The organism is Mucilaginibacter sp. FW306-07-L (genome assembly GCF_058782065.1).
In genome coordinates this window covers 364,599-379,902 of record NZ_JBYSXI010000002.1, presented here as the reverse complement: position 1 = coordinate 379,902, position 15,304 = coordinate 364,599, and the positions used below count along the sequence as shown (strand labels likewise).

Annotated in this window: 16 protein-coding genes and 1 tRNA gene; 6 read left to right on the top strand and 11 right to left on the bottom strand. The window is 45.8% G+C overall.

The features are described from left to right. The first annotated feature begins 200 nt into the window (after positions 1 to 200). Positions 201 to 274, top strand: a tRNA-Arg gene (locus tag AC3WJC_RS11810). A gap of 101 nt (positions 275 to 375) precedes the next feature. Here AC3WJC_RS11810 and AC3WJC_RS11805 read toward each other — a convergent pair. Genes AC3WJC_RS11805 through map form a run of 3 tightly spaced genes read right to left on the bottom strand, consistent with a single transcriptional unit; the run spans position 376 to position 2,011 of the window. Further along, entirely contained in the window at positions 376 to 663 is a 288-nt protein-coding gene (locus AC3WJC_RS11805) for a hypothetical protein (protein WP_492399313.1), read from the bottom strand. A 32-nt stretch (positions 664 to 695) separates the two neighbouring features. Beyond that, a complete protein-coding gene (locus AC3WJC_RS11800) occupies positions 696 to 1,187 on the bottom strand; it encodes a hypothetical protein (protein WP_492399312.1) in 492 nt (163 codons plus the stop codon). 59 nt (positions 1,188 to 1,246) lie between these two features. Beyond that, on the bottom strand, positions 1,247 to 2,011 hold the full coding sequence (map, locus tag AC3WJC_RS11795) for a type I methionyl aminopeptidase (protein ID WP_492399311.1): 765 nt from the start codon (positions 2,009 to 2,011) through the stop codon (positions 1,247 to 1,249). Between the two features lie 116 nt (positions 2,012 to 2,127). Between map and AC3WJC_RS11790 the strand changes: the two genes are divergently transcribed. Further along, positions 2,128 to 2,478 carry a nuclear transport factor 2 family protein gene (locus AC3WJC_RS11790; protein ID WP_492399310.1) on the top strand — a complete coding sequence of 117 codons (351 nt, stop codon included), beginning with the start codon at positions 2,128 to 2,130 and terminating at the stop codon, positions 2,476 to 2,478. 19 nt (positions 2,479 to 2,497) lie between these two features. Next, positions 2,498 to 3,700, top strand: coding sequence for a mannonate dehydratase (uxuA, locus tag AC3WJC_RS11785; protein ID WP_492399309.1), 1,203 nt, complete (start codon positions 2,498 to 2,500; stop codon positions 3,698 to 3,700). Positions 3,701 to 3,718: 18 nt separating this feature from the next. Here uxuA and AC3WJC_RS11780 read toward each other — a convergent pair whose 3' ends face one another. Then, complete coding sequence (locus AC3WJC_RS11780; RefSeq protein WP_492399308.1) at positions 3,719 to 5,191, bottom strand: S10 family peptidase; 1,473 nt, start codon at positions 5,189 to 5,191, stop codon at positions 3,719 to 3,721. Between the two features lie 331 nt (positions 5,192 to 5,522). On the opposite strand from AC3WJC_RS11780, the gene AC3WJC_RS11775 reads away from it, so the two are divergent. Then, positions 5,523 to 7,793, top strand: coding sequence for a GH92 family glycosyl hydrolase (locus tag AC3WJC_RS11775; protein ID WP_492399307.1), 2,271 nt, complete (start codon positions 5,523 to 5,525; stop codon positions 7,791 to 7,793). 63 nt (positions 7,794 to 7,856) lie between these two features. Here AC3WJC_RS11775 and AC3WJC_RS11770 read toward each other — a convergent pair whose 3' ends face one another. The 4 genes from AC3WJC_RS11770 to AC3WJC_RS11755 all read right to left on the bottom strand — a co-directional run bounded on the left by AC3WJC_RS11770 (position 7,857) and on the right by AC3WJC_RS11755 (position 9,699). Beyond that, complete coding sequence (locus AC3WJC_RS11770) at positions 7,857 to 8,042, bottom strand: YtxH domain-containing protein (RefSeq protein ID WP_492399306.1); 186 nt, start codon at positions 8,040 to 8,042, stop codon at positions 7,857 to 7,859. Between the two features lie 48 nt (positions 8,043 to 8,090). Further along, positions 8,091 to 8,780, bottom strand: a complete 690-nt coding sequence (locus tag AC3WJC_RS11765) for an ATP-dependent Clp protease proteolytic subunit (protein WP_492399305.1) — start codon at positions 8,778 to 8,780, stop codon at positions 8,091 to 8,093. Positions 8,781 to 8,915: 135 nt separating this feature from the next. Beyond that, a complete protein-coding gene (locus tag AC3WJC_RS11760; protein WP_492399304.1) occupies positions 8,916 to 9,182 on the bottom strand; it encodes a hypothetical protein in 267 nt (88 codons plus the stop codon). Further along, positions 9,163 to 9,699: an RNA polymerase sigma factor gene (locus AC3WJC_RS11755; protein ID WP_492399303.1), complete on the bottom strand. Its 537-nt coding sequence runs from the start codon at positions 9,697 to 9,699 to the stop codon at positions 9,163 to 9,165. Before AC3WJC_RS11755 ends, AC3WJC_RS11760 begins: the two co-directional genes overlap by 20 nt. 183 nt (positions 9,700 to 9,882) lie before the next feature. Here AC3WJC_RS11755 and AC3WJC_RS11750 point away from each other — a divergent pair, with 183 nt between their 5' ends. Further along, complete coding sequence (locus tag AC3WJC_RS11750) at positions 9,883 to 11,490, top strand: ArnT family glycosyltransferase (RefSeq protein ID WP_492399302.1); 1,608 nt, start codon at positions 9,883 to 9,885, stop codon at positions 11,488 to 11,490. Between the two features lie 189 nt (positions 11,491 to 11,679). Further along, positions 11,680 to 13,092 carry an alpha-L-fucosidase gene (locus AC3WJC_RS11745; RefSeq protein WP_492399301.1) on the top strand — a complete coding sequence of 471 codons (1,413 nt, stop codon included), beginning with the start codon at positions 11,680 to 11,682 and terminating at the stop codon, positions 13,090 to 13,092. 3 nt (positions 13,093 to 13,095) lie between these two features. Here the strand turns inward: AC3WJC_RS11745 and AC3WJC_RS11740 are convergent, their stop codons facing one another. The 3 genes from AC3WJC_RS11740 to AC3WJC_RS11730 all read right to left on the bottom strand — a co-directional run bounded on the left by AC3WJC_RS11740 (position 13,096) and on the right by AC3WJC_RS11730 (position 15,264). Further along, on the bottom strand, positions 13,096 to 13,947 hold the full coding sequence (locus AC3WJC_RS11740; RefSeq protein ID WP_492399300.1) for a tetratricopeptide repeat protein: 852 nt from the start codon (positions 13,945 to 13,947) through the stop codon (positions 13,096 to 13,098). Positions 13,948 to 14,030: 83 nt separating this feature from the next. After that, complete coding sequence (locus AC3WJC_RS11735; protein WP_492399299.1) at positions 14,031 to 14,231, bottom strand: hypothetical protein; 201 nt, start codon at positions 14,229 to 14,231, stop codon at positions 14,031 to 14,033. Positions 14,232 to 14,322: 91 nt separating this feature from the next. Further along, complete coding sequence (locus AC3WJC_RS11730) at positions 14,323 to 15,264, bottom strand: glycerophosphodiester phosphodiesterase family protein (RefSeq protein ID WP_492399298.1); 942 nt, start codon at positions 15,262 to 15,264, stop codon at positions 14,323 to 14,325. Between the last annotated feature and the right edge of the window lie 40 nt (positions 15,265 to 15,304).

Sequence of the window (15,304 nt, the reverse complement as noted above, 5' to 3'; positions counted from 1 at the left end):
TACACACATTTATTATGTTTGTACACTAAGTAAGTTTTATGCTTACTAATGTGATAAGGTTTAGGTTTGAAGTCCCCAAACAGCGAGTGTAAGGGGACTTTATTTTTTAGCCTTATTTCAAATAAAAATGATGCCGGATCAGGCATTGTCAATTCCACTAAAAATTAGCATATTTGCACCGCGAAATAACAAAGCGCGATGGTCCCGTAGCTCAGTTGGATAGAGCAACTGCCTTCTAAGCAGTAGGTCTTTGGTTCGAATCCAAACGGGATCACCTGATAAGAATTAAAAACCATCTTTATTAATTTAAAGGTGGTTTTTTTGTCGTGGATGATTTTGCAACTACAGTTGCTCGATTTAAACAACACCACACCATCAACTAAAATACCTCAACAATTCTTCCCATTCTTCATCTAAAGACAAGGATGGCCTGGTTTTTCCGGCTCTTTTGTACCAGTAGTCGGCATTCCAAGTATCCCCCTCTTTACGGTGCAGGTAGGCATGTACCCATGCCGAATCCCGATCGTTCAATTGGTCAACCTGGGCATGCGCCTGGTGCCAGTCGCCTTTGGAATCATACCAAAGGCTTTTTAGCTGCACCGAAAGGCCGCCTGGAGGTTGCAATGAGTTTAAAGATGCTTTAAATTCGGCTAATGTGTTCATGTATTACTAATTGCTGGCAGGTAGTGTGGCAACTACTGCACTACCAGGTCTGTCTCTATATTAACCTCGTTCTCCGGGGTTATCTTGTCCCAAATGCGCATTTTAACATGGTAAGTTTCACCGGCTGTCATAGGGTTGGCGATGGTAATACTGCCGCGTAACAGGCTGGCCTCATCCGGCACATGGCCCTGGTCGCCCTCAAATAAATCAGCTGCTTTGAGTATCGGCGTTCCCTTTTTATCGGTAACCAACAGCATCATTCCGGGAAAAGCCTTGCCATCCTTTAAACCATAATTTTCCAACCCGGTGGCTACAATCGCTATCTTGGTATTTAACTGAACTTTTTTATCCGTCATGCGTTGGTTGGCAGGGTCAACCAACACTATGTCCTCAATCCTGAAGCCGTTGTAGTTGTAAGACAGGCCCGTGGCAAGATCCTTTTTAGTGCCCTTGCTAAAATTACAGCCGGTAATTGCTATGCAGGCCAGCAATAGCATGGTAAAGAATGGTTTAGTATGTTTCATGGAGCAGGTTTATATTGTTTCATCAACAAACGCAGCCCATGTAAATATGTTTGTTCCGGTTAATCCCAAATACCGTTTTGCGCGGTAAATATTACAGGCTCTCCGCCGGTTACCATAATGGTATGTTCGTGCTGGGCAACGTAGCCGCCCTTGTTGCCAATCAGTGTCCAGCCATCGGCCTGGGTATCAGCAATGGTCGAGCGTGTTGAAATAAATGTTTCAATAGCTACTACAGAATTCTTTTTAAAACGGGCGATGTTGTACCTGTCGTAATAGTTAGCTATCTCATGTGGTTCTTCGTGCAGGCTACGGCCAACGCCATGCCCGGTCAGGTTTTTAATAACCGTGTAACCGGCCTTTTTGGCCTCGGTTTCTATCAGGCGGCCTATCTCCGCTATTTTAACCCCGCCTTTAATATTGCTGATGGCTTTTTTCAGTATCTCCTTTGATGCTGCTATCAGTTTGCCATGGCCGTGAATATCTTCACCCAATATAAACGAGCCGCCGTTGTCAGCCCAATAACCGTTTAACTCAGCCGATACATCGATGTTGATCAGGTCGCCCTCTTTCAATATTTTATCTGCTGATGGAATGCCGTGCGCTGCCTCCTCATTAAGACTGATGCAGGTATATCCCGGAAAGTTATAAGTTAGCTTAGGTGCCGATTTCGCGCCCATCTGTTCCAGCAATTCGCCTCCGTACTCGTCAAGCTGCTTGGTTGATATGCCCGGTTTGGCAAACTCGCGCATCTTTTTAAGCGTAATGGCAACGGCATCGCTGGCCTGCTGTATTCCTAATCTTTCGTCTTCGGTAGTTATGGACATTTTTAGTTTTTTAATCTAATGCAAACTTAACAATTTACATTTGACAGTGTTTAAGCAATATCGGTTTATGAAAATCAGGTTACTTTAAACCGCTGTTCAATAATTAAAACAAACCAATGAATTTAAGCAATAAAGCCATATTAGAGCAAGCTAATGCCGCCGTTACAGCCGGTGATAACGAAGGTTTTCTATCATTTTGTACCGAGGATACAGAATGGACATTTGTAGGCGATCAGGTACTGAAAGGCAAGCAAGCCGTAAGGCAGTATATGTTGAAAGCGTATGTTGAGCCGCCAAAGTTTATGGTTGAAAACCTGATTGCCGAGGGCGATTTTGTAATAGCCACAGGTAAGATCAGCATGAAGAATGAGGATGGTAAAATGGTTGATTACGAATACTGTGATGTTTGGCGGTTTCGGGATGGTAAGATGGCCGAATTAAAGGCTTACGTTATTGAATTGACTTAAATCACTACATCGAATTTCAATGGAAGCTCAATTTTCATCATACTGTGGTACCGGCATCCGCATGCAGCAAACCATGCGCTGGTTTGGTCCGTCAGATCCGGTTAGTTTGCCGGATATCAGGCAGGCAGGTTGCACCGGTATTGTTACCGCCTTGCATCACATTCCCAATGGGGTAGTATGGCCGGTTGAGGAGATCAGGGAACGGCAGGAGTTAATTGCCAACGCCGGTTTGCAATGGAGCGTAGTGGAAAGTTTGCCGGTTCACGAGCACATCAAAACACAAAACTTCGGCTTTGAGGAGTTGATAGAGAACTATAAAACATCCATCCGCCACCTGGCGCAATGCGGTATAAAAATAATTACCTACAACTTTATGCCCGTACTGGACTGGACACGCACTGACTTAGACTATGTAGTTGAAGATGGCAGCCGTGCCCTGCGCTTTGAAAAGGCAGCCTTTATCGCTTTTGATGTGTTGATACTGCAACGCGAGAATGCCGAAAATGATTATACCACAGCCGAGCTGCAACGTGCCCATCAGCGCTTTGCGCAAATGAGTGAGGCCGAAAAAGCAAAGCTCGCCGCCAATATTATTGCCGGTTTGCCGGGCAGCGAGGAGCATTTTACCATTGATAATTTTAGGGACGCGCTGTCGGCCTATAAACATATTGATGCAGACGGATTGCGCGCTAACCTGGTTTACTTCTTACAGCAGGTGATACCCATTGCCGATGAATGCGGCGTAAAAATAGTGATTCATCCGGATGACCCTCCCTATGCTATTTTAGGGTTGCCGCGTGTGGTGAGCACTGCTGACGATCTGGCGTACATTTTTAAAGCCGTGCCCTCATTAAGCAACGGTTTATGCTTCTGTACCGGGTCATTCGGTGTGCGGGCTGATAATGATCTGCCGGAGATGGTTCGGCAATTTGGCGACCGGATAAATTTTTTGCACCTGCGTAACGTTAAACGTAATGAGCATGGCGACTTTTTTGAGGATAACCACCTGGAAGGCGATACGGATATGTATGCGGTAATTAAAGAGGTGGTGCAGGTAATGAAACAGCGAAACCTATCCATCCCTGTGCGGCCCGACCACGGGCACCAGATGCTGAATGATCTGCATAAAAAAGTGAACCCCGGCTACTCCGCCATAGGTAGGCTCCGTGGCCTGGCCGAAATTCGTGGATTAGAACTGGGTATACTGCGCAGCCAATTGTAAACCGGTGGGGAGGTGCATTTAGTTCAAGGTAGCCTGATAAAACTCCCGGCTATCGGCTGCGAAATGATGGTTAACCACATCATCAATATAAGGCATGTGGCCTGATTGGTAGTAATGCGCGTTTACCCTTGTTTTAAACGCGCTGTTAGCTAATAGCTGTTTAACCGATGTATTGATGGTAGCCACCGGTGTAGCCAGGTCATAATACCCGGCCACTATGTTTACCTTTAACGCTTTATGCTTGTTAAGCAACCCGGTTAAGGCAGGTAACACATTCAAATAACCGCCTTCAGCGGTAGGGCCATAATTCCAGTTAGGCGTTGCCGTGGTAGTCAGGTAGGGGAGGTTATTATGGTAATTCAACTCATCCTCCACATAACTCTTAAAGGCCTGCGGAAAAACCGCCCGCAACCTTGCCGAACTTGGATCGGCCTGACCGGTTGTGCCGCTTGTGCGCGCGTCAAATATGCCTACACGGCTCTTGTTCAAAACCTGGCGGGTAAATACATGGTCGGGTATCCGGCCATTAAGGCGGCGGATAGTGTGTTCAGGCAAGCCGGTGATCAGTCGTAAGGTATCGGCAATGGGTTGTGTTATGGTATCACCGGAGGCTAAAAAGCTTTTGTAAGTAGTGTTGCCGAATGCCGCCGCTTTTTTATACAACTCATCAGCCGGTAACGCCTGCCACTCCGCGTTTAAGCGCTGATGGTATCGCGCGGCCAGTGCGTAGCTTGGCAGGTACAGCGGGTAGGCTGCCGTGTTTTTATCCTTAAAGCTGATCAAACGGTAGTTCAGCGCGGGCGATATCAGGGTAAGTCCGGCTACCTCTATATGTTGCTCATCAGCTAAATATGCTGCCAGGCCTACGGCTCGGGCGCCGCCATAGCTTTCGCCGGTTAAAAATACGGGGCTTTGCTGCCGGTTGTTGGCGGCAAGGTATTGCTCAATAAATTGACCTATTATCCTGATATCTTCATGATAGCCGTAAAACCGGCGGGCATCGGTGCCATCCACCGGGCGGCTGTAGCCTGTACCAACCGGATCAATAAATACCAGGTCGGTAAAGCCGAGCCAGGTGTTTTGGTTGGGCTGATAGCCAGCCTCGCCCGGCACACTGCGTACCGGCCCGAAAGCGCCCATGTGAAGCCAGATGGACGACGAGCCTGGGCCGCCGTTAAACACAAAAGTTACCGGGCGCTGCGCCTTGCCGTTGTTCAATTTGTAAGCGGTGTAAAATATATTGGCACCAAACCGGCCATCCGTAGTTTGTAAATAGCCTGCTGTGGTGTTATAGTTTAACTGCTGCCCTTTGGCAATAAGGATATGGGTTGATGTTACGGCATTTAATGCTTTTAAACCTGCCTTTTCGGCAAAGGTGGCATTGTGGACCGCGGCACCCCACGAGCTGAACAGGGTAACGGCAACCGAAGCTATTAATATAAGCGAAGCCAGGCGAAAAAGGTGTACGTGCAGACGGGAAGAATAGAACATGGAAAAAATATCAGTAAGTGTTATAATGCTAAATATGCTGTTTGGCGGATTGCCGGGGGAGTAATTAACAACAGCAACACATGACCCCTTGGCAAAGAGGCATTCGCATTATTGAACCTATGATATACAGACTATTCATATCAGATGCAGCAAAAGTAACAGGCAAAATCCACAATTCAAAATAAATCTATTAAAATTATAGACTTTATAGAATATGCTTTTCATGTTTCATTTACCGTCATCAATATTTTACGTGGGGAATGATGATTTTAAGGGTGATAGCTGTATTTTAGGGCGAATTAAACTATACGGTTCTAACCAATCACTTTTTATGAAATTTATTAAAGCCGGCATATTAGCAATATGTGCCGTAAACACGGCATTCGCGCAGGATGCCGACCTGGTGAAGTATGTAAATACGTTGCAAGGCACCAACTCTGAACACAGGCTAACCCGCGGGAACACTTACCCTACAACGGCCTTACCCTTTGGCATGCACACCTGGACACCCCAAACCGGTAACAATGGCGATGGCTGGAAATACCAGTACAAAAAGCAAACTATCCGCGGTTTTCAGCAGGCACACCAATGCAGTTCGTGGACAAATGATTACTGCGTGTTTTCGCTGATGCCGGTAGCCGGTAAACTGGTAGTTAATGAGGATGCGCGCGCGCTAAAATTCAGCCATGCCAATGAGGTAGCCAAGCCAAACTATTACAAGGTTAAGTTTGATAACGGTATCACTACCGAAATTTCGCCATCCGAGCGTGGGGCACACCTGCGTTTCAGCTTTACCGGTGAGGGCGATAACTTTTTGGTGCTGGATGGCTATACTGAAGAAAGCGACATCAAAATCGATATAAAAAACAAAAAGATAACCGGCTGGGTACACAACGGGCGCGGCTTAACCGATAATTTTAAAAGCTACTTCGAGGTGATCTTTGATTCACCGATAGTGGCCTGTGGTACCTGGACAAAGGAGAACGATAAGATCAACCCATCCGAAACGGCTATACAAGGTAAAAAGGTAGGCGTTTACGTACAGTTTAAAAGCGGTAAGCGCTCGGTACAGGCCAAGGCGGCATCATCATATGTAAGCCCGGAGCAAGCCGACCTGACCCTGCAGCGCGAACTGGGCAAGGATAAAAACCTGGAAGCTACCAAATTGGCCGCCCAAAAGGTATGGAACAAGCACCTGAGCCGTATTTTGGTTGAGGGCGGTACCGAGGAAGAAAAAGCCACATTCTACTCCTGCTTTTTTAGGGCCAGCCTGTTCTCCCGCCAGTTTTTTGAGTACGATAAGAATGGAAAGCCGTATTATTTTAGTCCGTATGATGGCAAGGTACACGAGGGCTATATGTATACCGATACCGGCTTTTGGGATACCTTTCGCGCGCAGTTTCCGCTAAATGCTTTAATGTACCCTAAAATGCACGGACAATACATGCAGGCCATGCTTGCCGCTTACGATCAGTGCGGTTGGCTGCCATCATGGTCGTTCCCCGGCGAGGCGGGCAGTATGATCGGTAACCATGCCATATCATTATTTGCCGATGCCTGGGCAAAGGGTATCCGTACGTTCGATCCTAAAAAAGCATTGGAAGCCTACCGCCACGAAGCGTTCAACAAAGGCCCCTGGGGACCGGCAAACGGCCGCGACGGCTGGAAAGAATACTTCGAGCTGGGTTATGTACCCTATCCAAAATATCGCGAAGCAACAGCCAAAACTTTGGAATATGCTTATGATGATTTTTGCGGCTACCAGTTAGCTAAAATGACCAATAACCCGTTTTACGAGGGCATTTTTGCCCGCCAGATGTATAACTACAAAAATGTATTTAGCCCAACAACCGGTTTTATGCAGGGCAGGGATGGTGATGGCCAATGGTCTGCCAACTTTGACCCGATAGAGTGGGGTGGCCCCTTCACCGAGGGTGCGCCATGGCATTGGGTATGGTCGGTTTTTCATGATATTAAAGGGTTGACAGGCCTCATAGGCAGCGACCAGAAGTTTGTGGCCAAGCTCGATTCGGTGTTTACCGAACCTAACAAGTTCAAGGTAGGTACATATGGCGGCCCGATACACGAGATGACGGAGATGGCCATGATCAACATGGGGCAGTACGCGCATGGCAATCAGCCTATACAGCACATGGCTTATTTGTACAACTATGGCGGCCAGCCCTGGAAATCGCAATACCACCTGCGCAAGATCATGAGCAAATTGTACAATGCCACAGAGGATGGTTATCCGGGTGATGAAGATCAGGGCCAAACCTCATCATGGTACGTGCTGAGCGCGCTGGGTTTGTACAGCGTTTGTCCGGGAACAGATCAGTATGTAGTAGGCAGCCCGGTATTTAAAAAGGCTACCATCACGCTAGAAAATGGTAAAAAATTCGTGATAGATGCCACTAACAACAGCCAGGCCAATGTATACATACAATCCGCCAAACTCAACGGTAAAGCCCACACACAAAACTATATTACTTATGGCGATATGATGAAAGGCGGTACCTTTAACCTGCTGATGGATAGTAAACCCAACACCTCTCGCGGCACTGCTGAAGGCGATAAGCCATTTTCGGTATCGGCAAAATAAAAAACCTCTAAACAACAAAGCCTCCTTATCGGGAGGCTTTGTTGTTATTATAAATTACGGTTGTTATACCGCTTTGGCCTTCGCTTTTTCTAAAGCGTCCTGGCCGTATTCTTTTATTTTGTTCACTAAATCCGGTGCTTTGTCTAAAACATCGTCTACTATCGAGTGGCCATTGGCGTCACGTTTGGTTAGGTAGCTTACACCATAAGCTACGGCTGCACCTAATGCAATAAATTTAAGTATGTTCATGGTATTTATCTGTTTGTTGCATAGGTATGTACAAGGATAATGCCAACCTTATTTCGCTTCGCCCAAAATCTCATCAATTACGCCAAACTCTTTAGCCTCATGGGCTATCATCCAGTAATCACGGTCTGATACCTGATGTACCTTCTCATAGCTTTGGCCGCTGTGGTTAGCTACAATTGTGTACAGATCCTTTTTGATCTTGGCTATTTCTCGGGCGGTTATTTCAATATCGGCCTGGGTGCCCTGTACCCCGCCGGATGGCTGATGCAGCATAACCCTTGAATGTTTAAGGGCTGCACGTTTGCCCGGCGCGCCGGAGCATAATAATATGGCCGACATGGATGCCGCCATACCCGTACAAATCGTGGCGACATCGGGCGATATAAAGTGCATGGTATCATAAATACCCAGCCCCGCATACACCGAGCCACCCGGAGAGTTAATGTACAATTGTATATCCCGTTTGGCATCGGCGGATTGCAGAAAAAGCAGTTGCGCCTGTATAATATTGGCGATCTGGTCGTCAATAGCCGAGCCTAAAAAGATGATCCGGTCCATCATTAACCGGGAGAATACATCCATCTGCGCAACATTAAACTGCCGTTCCTCCATAATGTAAGGGGTGGAGGCCATGGGGAGCTGCATGGTGTTAATGTGATTGATGTAAGCATCAACCCCTGATTTTTGGGCATGGCGGTGCCCCACCGCATAACTGCGGAATTCGTTAGTGTGATTCATAATGCTTTCTGTTTTTAAGAGAAATATAGTCGTGTCATTTCGACGAGGTACGAGGAGAAATCTGTCGCTTTGCAATGAACGCAGGCAGATTTCTCGCTATCACTCGAAATGACATGTTTTATTGTTTAAGTGGGTTTACTTAAATAGATCTATCACCCGCTTAGCGAAGGTGTGGTGTTGTTTATTATTAAAAAGTGTTTGATGTACGGATTCGATCTCTAACCTTAATTGCTCGCGGCTGTATTGATTAATCAGCTTAACGGCTTGTTGCTGTGCCTTTACATCTGTAAGCAAATCATGGTCAAGCAGCATTTTCGCTTCAAAAAGCAGCTTATCACCGTTTGGCAATTCTCCGGTGAGGTAGTCTTCGGTAAGTTTGATGTTATTCAATGAAGTCCTCATACTGCAATGCTTTTTGTTTAACGGTATCGCGCACTTTTTCGAGGCACTTGTATTTTTGTACGGTAGCTGAGCGTACGCTTGAATAATCGAACGTTTTGGCTATCTCTTCCGCATCCAGCTTATCATAGTAAAATGCCTTTAGCATATCCATACACCTTTTGCCGGCGGTGGCCAGGTAGGCAAGCAGTTTGTTGGTTGATGGTTGCGTTGCGTCTTCATTATCGGTTAAGTCAGTATCAGCATCCAAAGGCAACTCCCTGCTTTTGTTGCGATAGCGTTGCAGCCATAGGTTGCGCGCCGTACCGAACAGGTAACCGTTTTCCGTAGTGTTGATAATTGTGCTGTTAACCAGTGCTTTTTCATAATAGCTAATCAGCGCATCCTGAAAAACATCTTTCGCCTCATCAAAGCTGCCGCCCATTTTGCTGACGTAGGCCGCCACCGCCGGGAAGGCGCTTTGATACAGCTTGCTGAAAAGCTGCTCCCGGTTTTGAGCTGTGTTATTGAACGCTGCCATAGTATCGCTTTTATAATGATGTGTAAGTTAGCCGCCAACTATCACCCGCTAATTTAAACTTTTAACATACAAGTAAAACTGCCTGTGGTGATACCGTGGTTATTTTACATTTATTTTAACAATAGTTGCTTAATATTGCATGTTGAAAAAGCAGGACATCATCACACCATTCCTCCTCCATAAATGAAAAAACTTACTGAACAGAATGCCGCGCGGTATACCTTTATTCTGATAGCCATTACCTTTGTTGTGCGTATACTTATTGCCGCCTACACGGGTTTGGGTATAGGCGAATCCTACTACTTCCGTGGTGCCTTAACGCTTGAGATGAGTTACTTTGATCAGCCGCCCCTGTTTTTTTGGCTGAGCTGGTTAAGCATCAAACTATTGGGCCTGAGTACGTTCGCGCTCCGTTTTCCGGCGGTGATATTGTTCGCGGGTACAAGCTGGTTTTTGTTTTTGCTGTCGCAAAAATTGTTTAACGCCAAAGCAGGTTTTTGGGCCGTTGCCATCATGAATTTGAGTGCGGTATTTACCGTGTCCATTGCCTGCTGGTTTCAGCCCGATGCGCCGCTGATGTTCTTCTGGATGGCGGCGGCATACTATATTGCCCGGGTAATGGATATTAACCAGGATCAGGCCTCATCGCGCAACGCGTATATGGGCTGGCTTTGGGTAGGGGTGCTGATGGGTTTGGCTACGCTGAGCAAATACCATGTGCTGTTCCTGTTCGCGGGGGTGTTTATGTTTGTGGTGGCCAACAAAAACCAGCGCCACTGGCTTCGCCATCCCGGCCCATACCTGGCGGTGCTGTTAACGCTGATCATCGCCTTCCCGGTTATATGGTGGAACTATAAGAACGACTGGGCATCCTTCGTTTTCCAGGGCTCACGCGCCGGCGACGGCGGCGAGTTTAAACTGCACCCCGAGTGGTTTTTGCGCAGCATTGGCGGGCAGGCCCTATGGTTGCTGCCCTGGGTTTGGGTGCCGGTTATCAGGCAATTTATCCGCTCCTATAAAGAGCGTAATACATCCATCGCCTACAGTTTCGTTTTCTGGACATCGGTATTGCCTATCGTATTCTTTACCGTAGTAACCCTTTGGGCCGACTTGCAATACCATTTTCATTGGCAGGCACCGGGCTACATGATGCTGTTTATGCCGCTGGGTTACGTTATTGATAAAAAGCTGAACGGTGTGCCTGAACAAGCCCGATCCACCCGCCGCTGGCTGCGGTTTTCAACCGGTTTTACGGTGATCGTGATCACGGTATTGAGCCTGCACATGGTTACGGGCTTTTGGCAAAGCTACGGACCTAAATGGATAGTAGGCTTGGCCGGAGATACCGACGACCCGACCATACAGGGTATTGATTATGACGATATTTACAAACGCTTTGAAAAAGAAGGCTGGTTTAAAAACGACCGCCTTTTTGCAGGTGCACCACGCTGGTGGTTAACCGGCAAGGTGGATTGGGCACTGAAGGGCAAAAAGGATATAATCTGCTTTAATAATGATCCGCGAAATATGGCTTTCCTGGTCGATCCGAATAAATTAAAAGGGTACGATTGCGTGGTGATAGGCCAGCGACACCAGGTAAATGTGGATAACGATGTAAAGCCATTCTTTGATTCGGTTGAGCAACTGCCAGATATCGCCATTATGCGTAACGGGGTAGATGAACTGCACCTGCAGGTATACTATTGCAAAAACTTCCATGTACCGGCGCAGGAGCGTAATGATTTGCCGCTTTACAAGCAGTTAACCGGCAGGCCGCCATTTGGGAAATGACCCCACCCAACCCTCCCCGAGGGGGAGGGCTTGTAAATAGCAATTTTCCCTTTCTACTCAGGTAGAAGGGGAGTATCAGCGTAATTGTGTGAGTAGGTTATGATAAAAGGGTTTATCACTATGCCAAAAATACTTAATGCCTTGCCTTGTAAATTGCCGTATTTGGAACTTTTTATTAACCTCACTAAAATGCGTTACACAAAAGTAAAATCCATTCTCTCACTTCTTTTTGTACTGTTATTGCCTGTGGTTTTGCGGGCGCAATCAAACAATAGTTCATCAGGCAGTAATCTTAACAAATTGCAGCAGCAGTTTGTCGATCTGCGTTTCGGGATGTTCATCCACTTTAACATGCCTACCTACTGGAATGCCGACTGGCCTGACCCGGAAGCTTCGCCTGCGCTGTTCAACCCTAAAAAATTGAATGCCGACCAGTGGGCAAAGGCGGCTAAATCAGCCAATATGACCTATGGTTGCCTAACCACCAAGCACCACAGCGGTTTTTGTATTTGGGATACCAAGAGTACCGATTACAGTGTGATGAACAGCCCGTACAAAAAGGATGTGGTAAAGCAATTTGCTGATGCGTTTCGCGCTAATGGCTTAAAGGTGATGCTGTATTATTCTATATTAGACACGCACCACAAGATTCGTCCTAACCAGATAGAGCCTGAGGATATCGAGATGATCAAAACCCAGTTGACCGAGCTTTTAACTAAATATGGTAAGATCGAAGCCTTGATTATTGATGGCTGGGATGCACCATGGTCGCGTATATCTTATGATGATGTGTCATTCCAGGATATCTATAACCTGATCAAAAAACTACAGCCTGAATGTTTAGTGATGGATTTGAACGGTGCCAAATATCCGGGTGATGGTTTGTATTATACTGATATCAAGACTTACGAAATGGGTGCCGGTCAGCGCATGGCTAAGGATGTTAAGCGTATGCCAACCCTGGCCTGTTTGCCGATCAACAGTGCCTGGTTCTGGAAAGAGGATTTCCCGACTGTTCCGGTACGTGAGCCGCAAAAAATAGTTAACGAGCTGATCAAGCCATTGAATGAGGCAAGCTGTAACTTCATCCTGAACGTTGCGCCAAACCGCGATGGCCTGATCGATGATAATGCCCTGGCCAGCCTGAAAGAAGTTGGTAAGCTGTGGAAGAATGAAGGCTCAACCACCAAACTTTCACCTTTGGAAGACCCGATCATAGCCAGCAACATAGCCAAAAACGCACCTGCCAATTCAAGCTGGAGCGATGATATGAACATTATGGATTTTGCCAATGATGATGATTATGGTTCATCATGGCAATCAAACCCTCGCGTAAAAGAGCCTTGGTTCGAGATTGATTTTAAGAAGGACAGGAGCTTTAACACCATCGTTGTGTTCGAATCAAAAGCCAACATCAACAAATACAAACTGCAATACTGGGACGGCGCCGCCTGGAAACAAATATTCAACGGCGATAATGCCGAACGTGTAAAGCTCCACCGTTTCGACCGCGTTTGGGGCAGCAAAGTGCGCATCCAGATCGAAGGATCTAAAGAAAACCCATCAATAGCCGAGTTCCAGGTGTTTGATGAGCGGAGATAAGTTTTAATTGGATAGCTGGGCAATGTAATCATCCACATCTACCCAGCTATCTAATTGTTTAGCCTTTTCAAAATTCTCCCTTGCTTTGGTATAGTCGTTAACTTTAAAATAATAGATGCCCAAAGCTTTGTACATATATGGGTTATCTCCTCCGTTTTTAAAGTATGTGTCAATCATCGCTTTCCCTGCTTCAAGTTCGCCCTGCGTGATTTTACTGTAGCCTAAGTAACCACATGCTTCCCCATCTTCCGGATCAGTGTTTAACAGGGATAATAACTTTTCATCTGCTAAAGCATATTGTCCGGACAGAACCATCTCAAATGCTAAATTTAATGTAGCATGCCTGTAAGTAGCGGGATAGCATAATGCCTGATTGTAATAATCAATTGCTTTTTCGCTATCCCTGATAATTGAATTTATATATCCTAATGACAAAAGATCGTGTTCTGTTAAATCAGGATGTTTTTTCAACTGGTGATGTATTTTTAATGCGTTTTCAATATCGCGCAATCCAGTGTAGCAGCTAAGCAAGCATCTTAAAATATTGGTATCGTGTGGATGGGTTGTGTTAGCAGTTTCAAACTGTATTACAGCATTATTATAATCCATATTAGCAAGCGCTTCACAACCTTTGGCATAATTACTATAGGATTTATTTAATTTAACAGTTGATATTATCCTGTGGCCATCAGTACGAGAACTTGCTTTATTTGATAATAAATTATAATGAGCTGTATATAAAGAATAAATTAACAGCACCATGCTGAACAGTTTAACAGCACCATGCCAATCAGCATAAAATGCGAAAAATAATAAAGCGACAGATAGTGCTAACGTTGTTAAGTTGCCAGCCAATAAATTAATTATTTCCTTTTTGTAATTAAGCTCTTGAGTGCTGCTTGCACATGAACCACTACAGCGTGTAAATGCTTTACTTGTTATAATAAGTGAAGTTTCCCTAATTTAAAACGCAAGGCTTTTGAAGTAGATTTTTCAGCACCTATTGTGATCGTTATTTTCTCGGGTTTAGTTAAAATGAGATAAGCCAGCGCATGTCCTATTTCATGCGTTGTAACAATAAAAAATGTGCATAAGGCGTAGCCGATAAAAATAAGGCCAATAATGTATAAGGCAGCCATCTCCCTAATATACAGCTTTGGTGATGAAACGCGCTTTTTACTGTTAAAAATTAATTACTCGTTACCGTCCAAGAAACCAGTTTATATCAGTTTATTTCTTCTGGTAACTGCCGAACAGTTCAACCAATATGTCCGGATTGTCGGATATAATACCATCTACCTTTATGGCGGCCAGTTGTTTCATGGCTTCGGCATCGTTCACCGTCCAGGGTATCACCTTAACACCGGCGGTGTGCGCGTCGTTCACAAAGGTGGCATCAATCTGTTTATATTCCGGGCTGATGATGTTCGGCTTAAAACCCAGCTTATCCATATTTTGCTGAAAGGTGTTTTTGTTGGATACCAGGTAGGCCAGCACAACCTTTGGATACTTGCCATGCAGGTATTGCAGCGGGCGCTCATCAAACGATTGTATGTTACTGCGGTCCAATAAATTCTTTTGTTTAACAATGGCCATTACCTTTTCGGCGATCACGTCAGGCACAGGGTGCTCTACATTATCACCTTTGGGCGAGCATTTAATTTCAATGTTGTAGTAAACCGGTTTCAGGTGTTTGGCTTTGGTGTATTTATCTACCGCGTCAATCATTTCAGTTAGCAGGGGCTTGTAAGTGCGCATCTTTTTTTGCGCCATAAAACCGGGATGAACTTTGGTGCCGCCATCGTATTTCTTTATACTGTCGTAAGGCATGGTATACAGCAGCAGGCTTTTTTGCTCGGCCTTGCTGATCTCGCTGCCGTCAGGTTTCAGCATAAAATCAGCATTCATGTAGGTATCATGAGATACCACCACCTGTCCGTCTTTGGAAATTACCACATCCAGTTCAAGTGTACGTGCGCCCAGGTCAACGGCATGCAGCATGGCTTCAATAGAGTTTTCGGGCATCAGGGCGCGGCCGCCACGGTGGGCTTGCAGGTCGATGCTGTTTTGTGCCGATGCAGCCAGCAGGCTACAGCTAAAAAGGGCGGTAAGTAAGTATTTCATAAGCCCGGCAATATCTGTTTTTTGTTTTAAAGGCGATTGCTTCGGCATGTAAAGCTTTGTTAAACGCAATGCTTCTACCTCTAAGTTA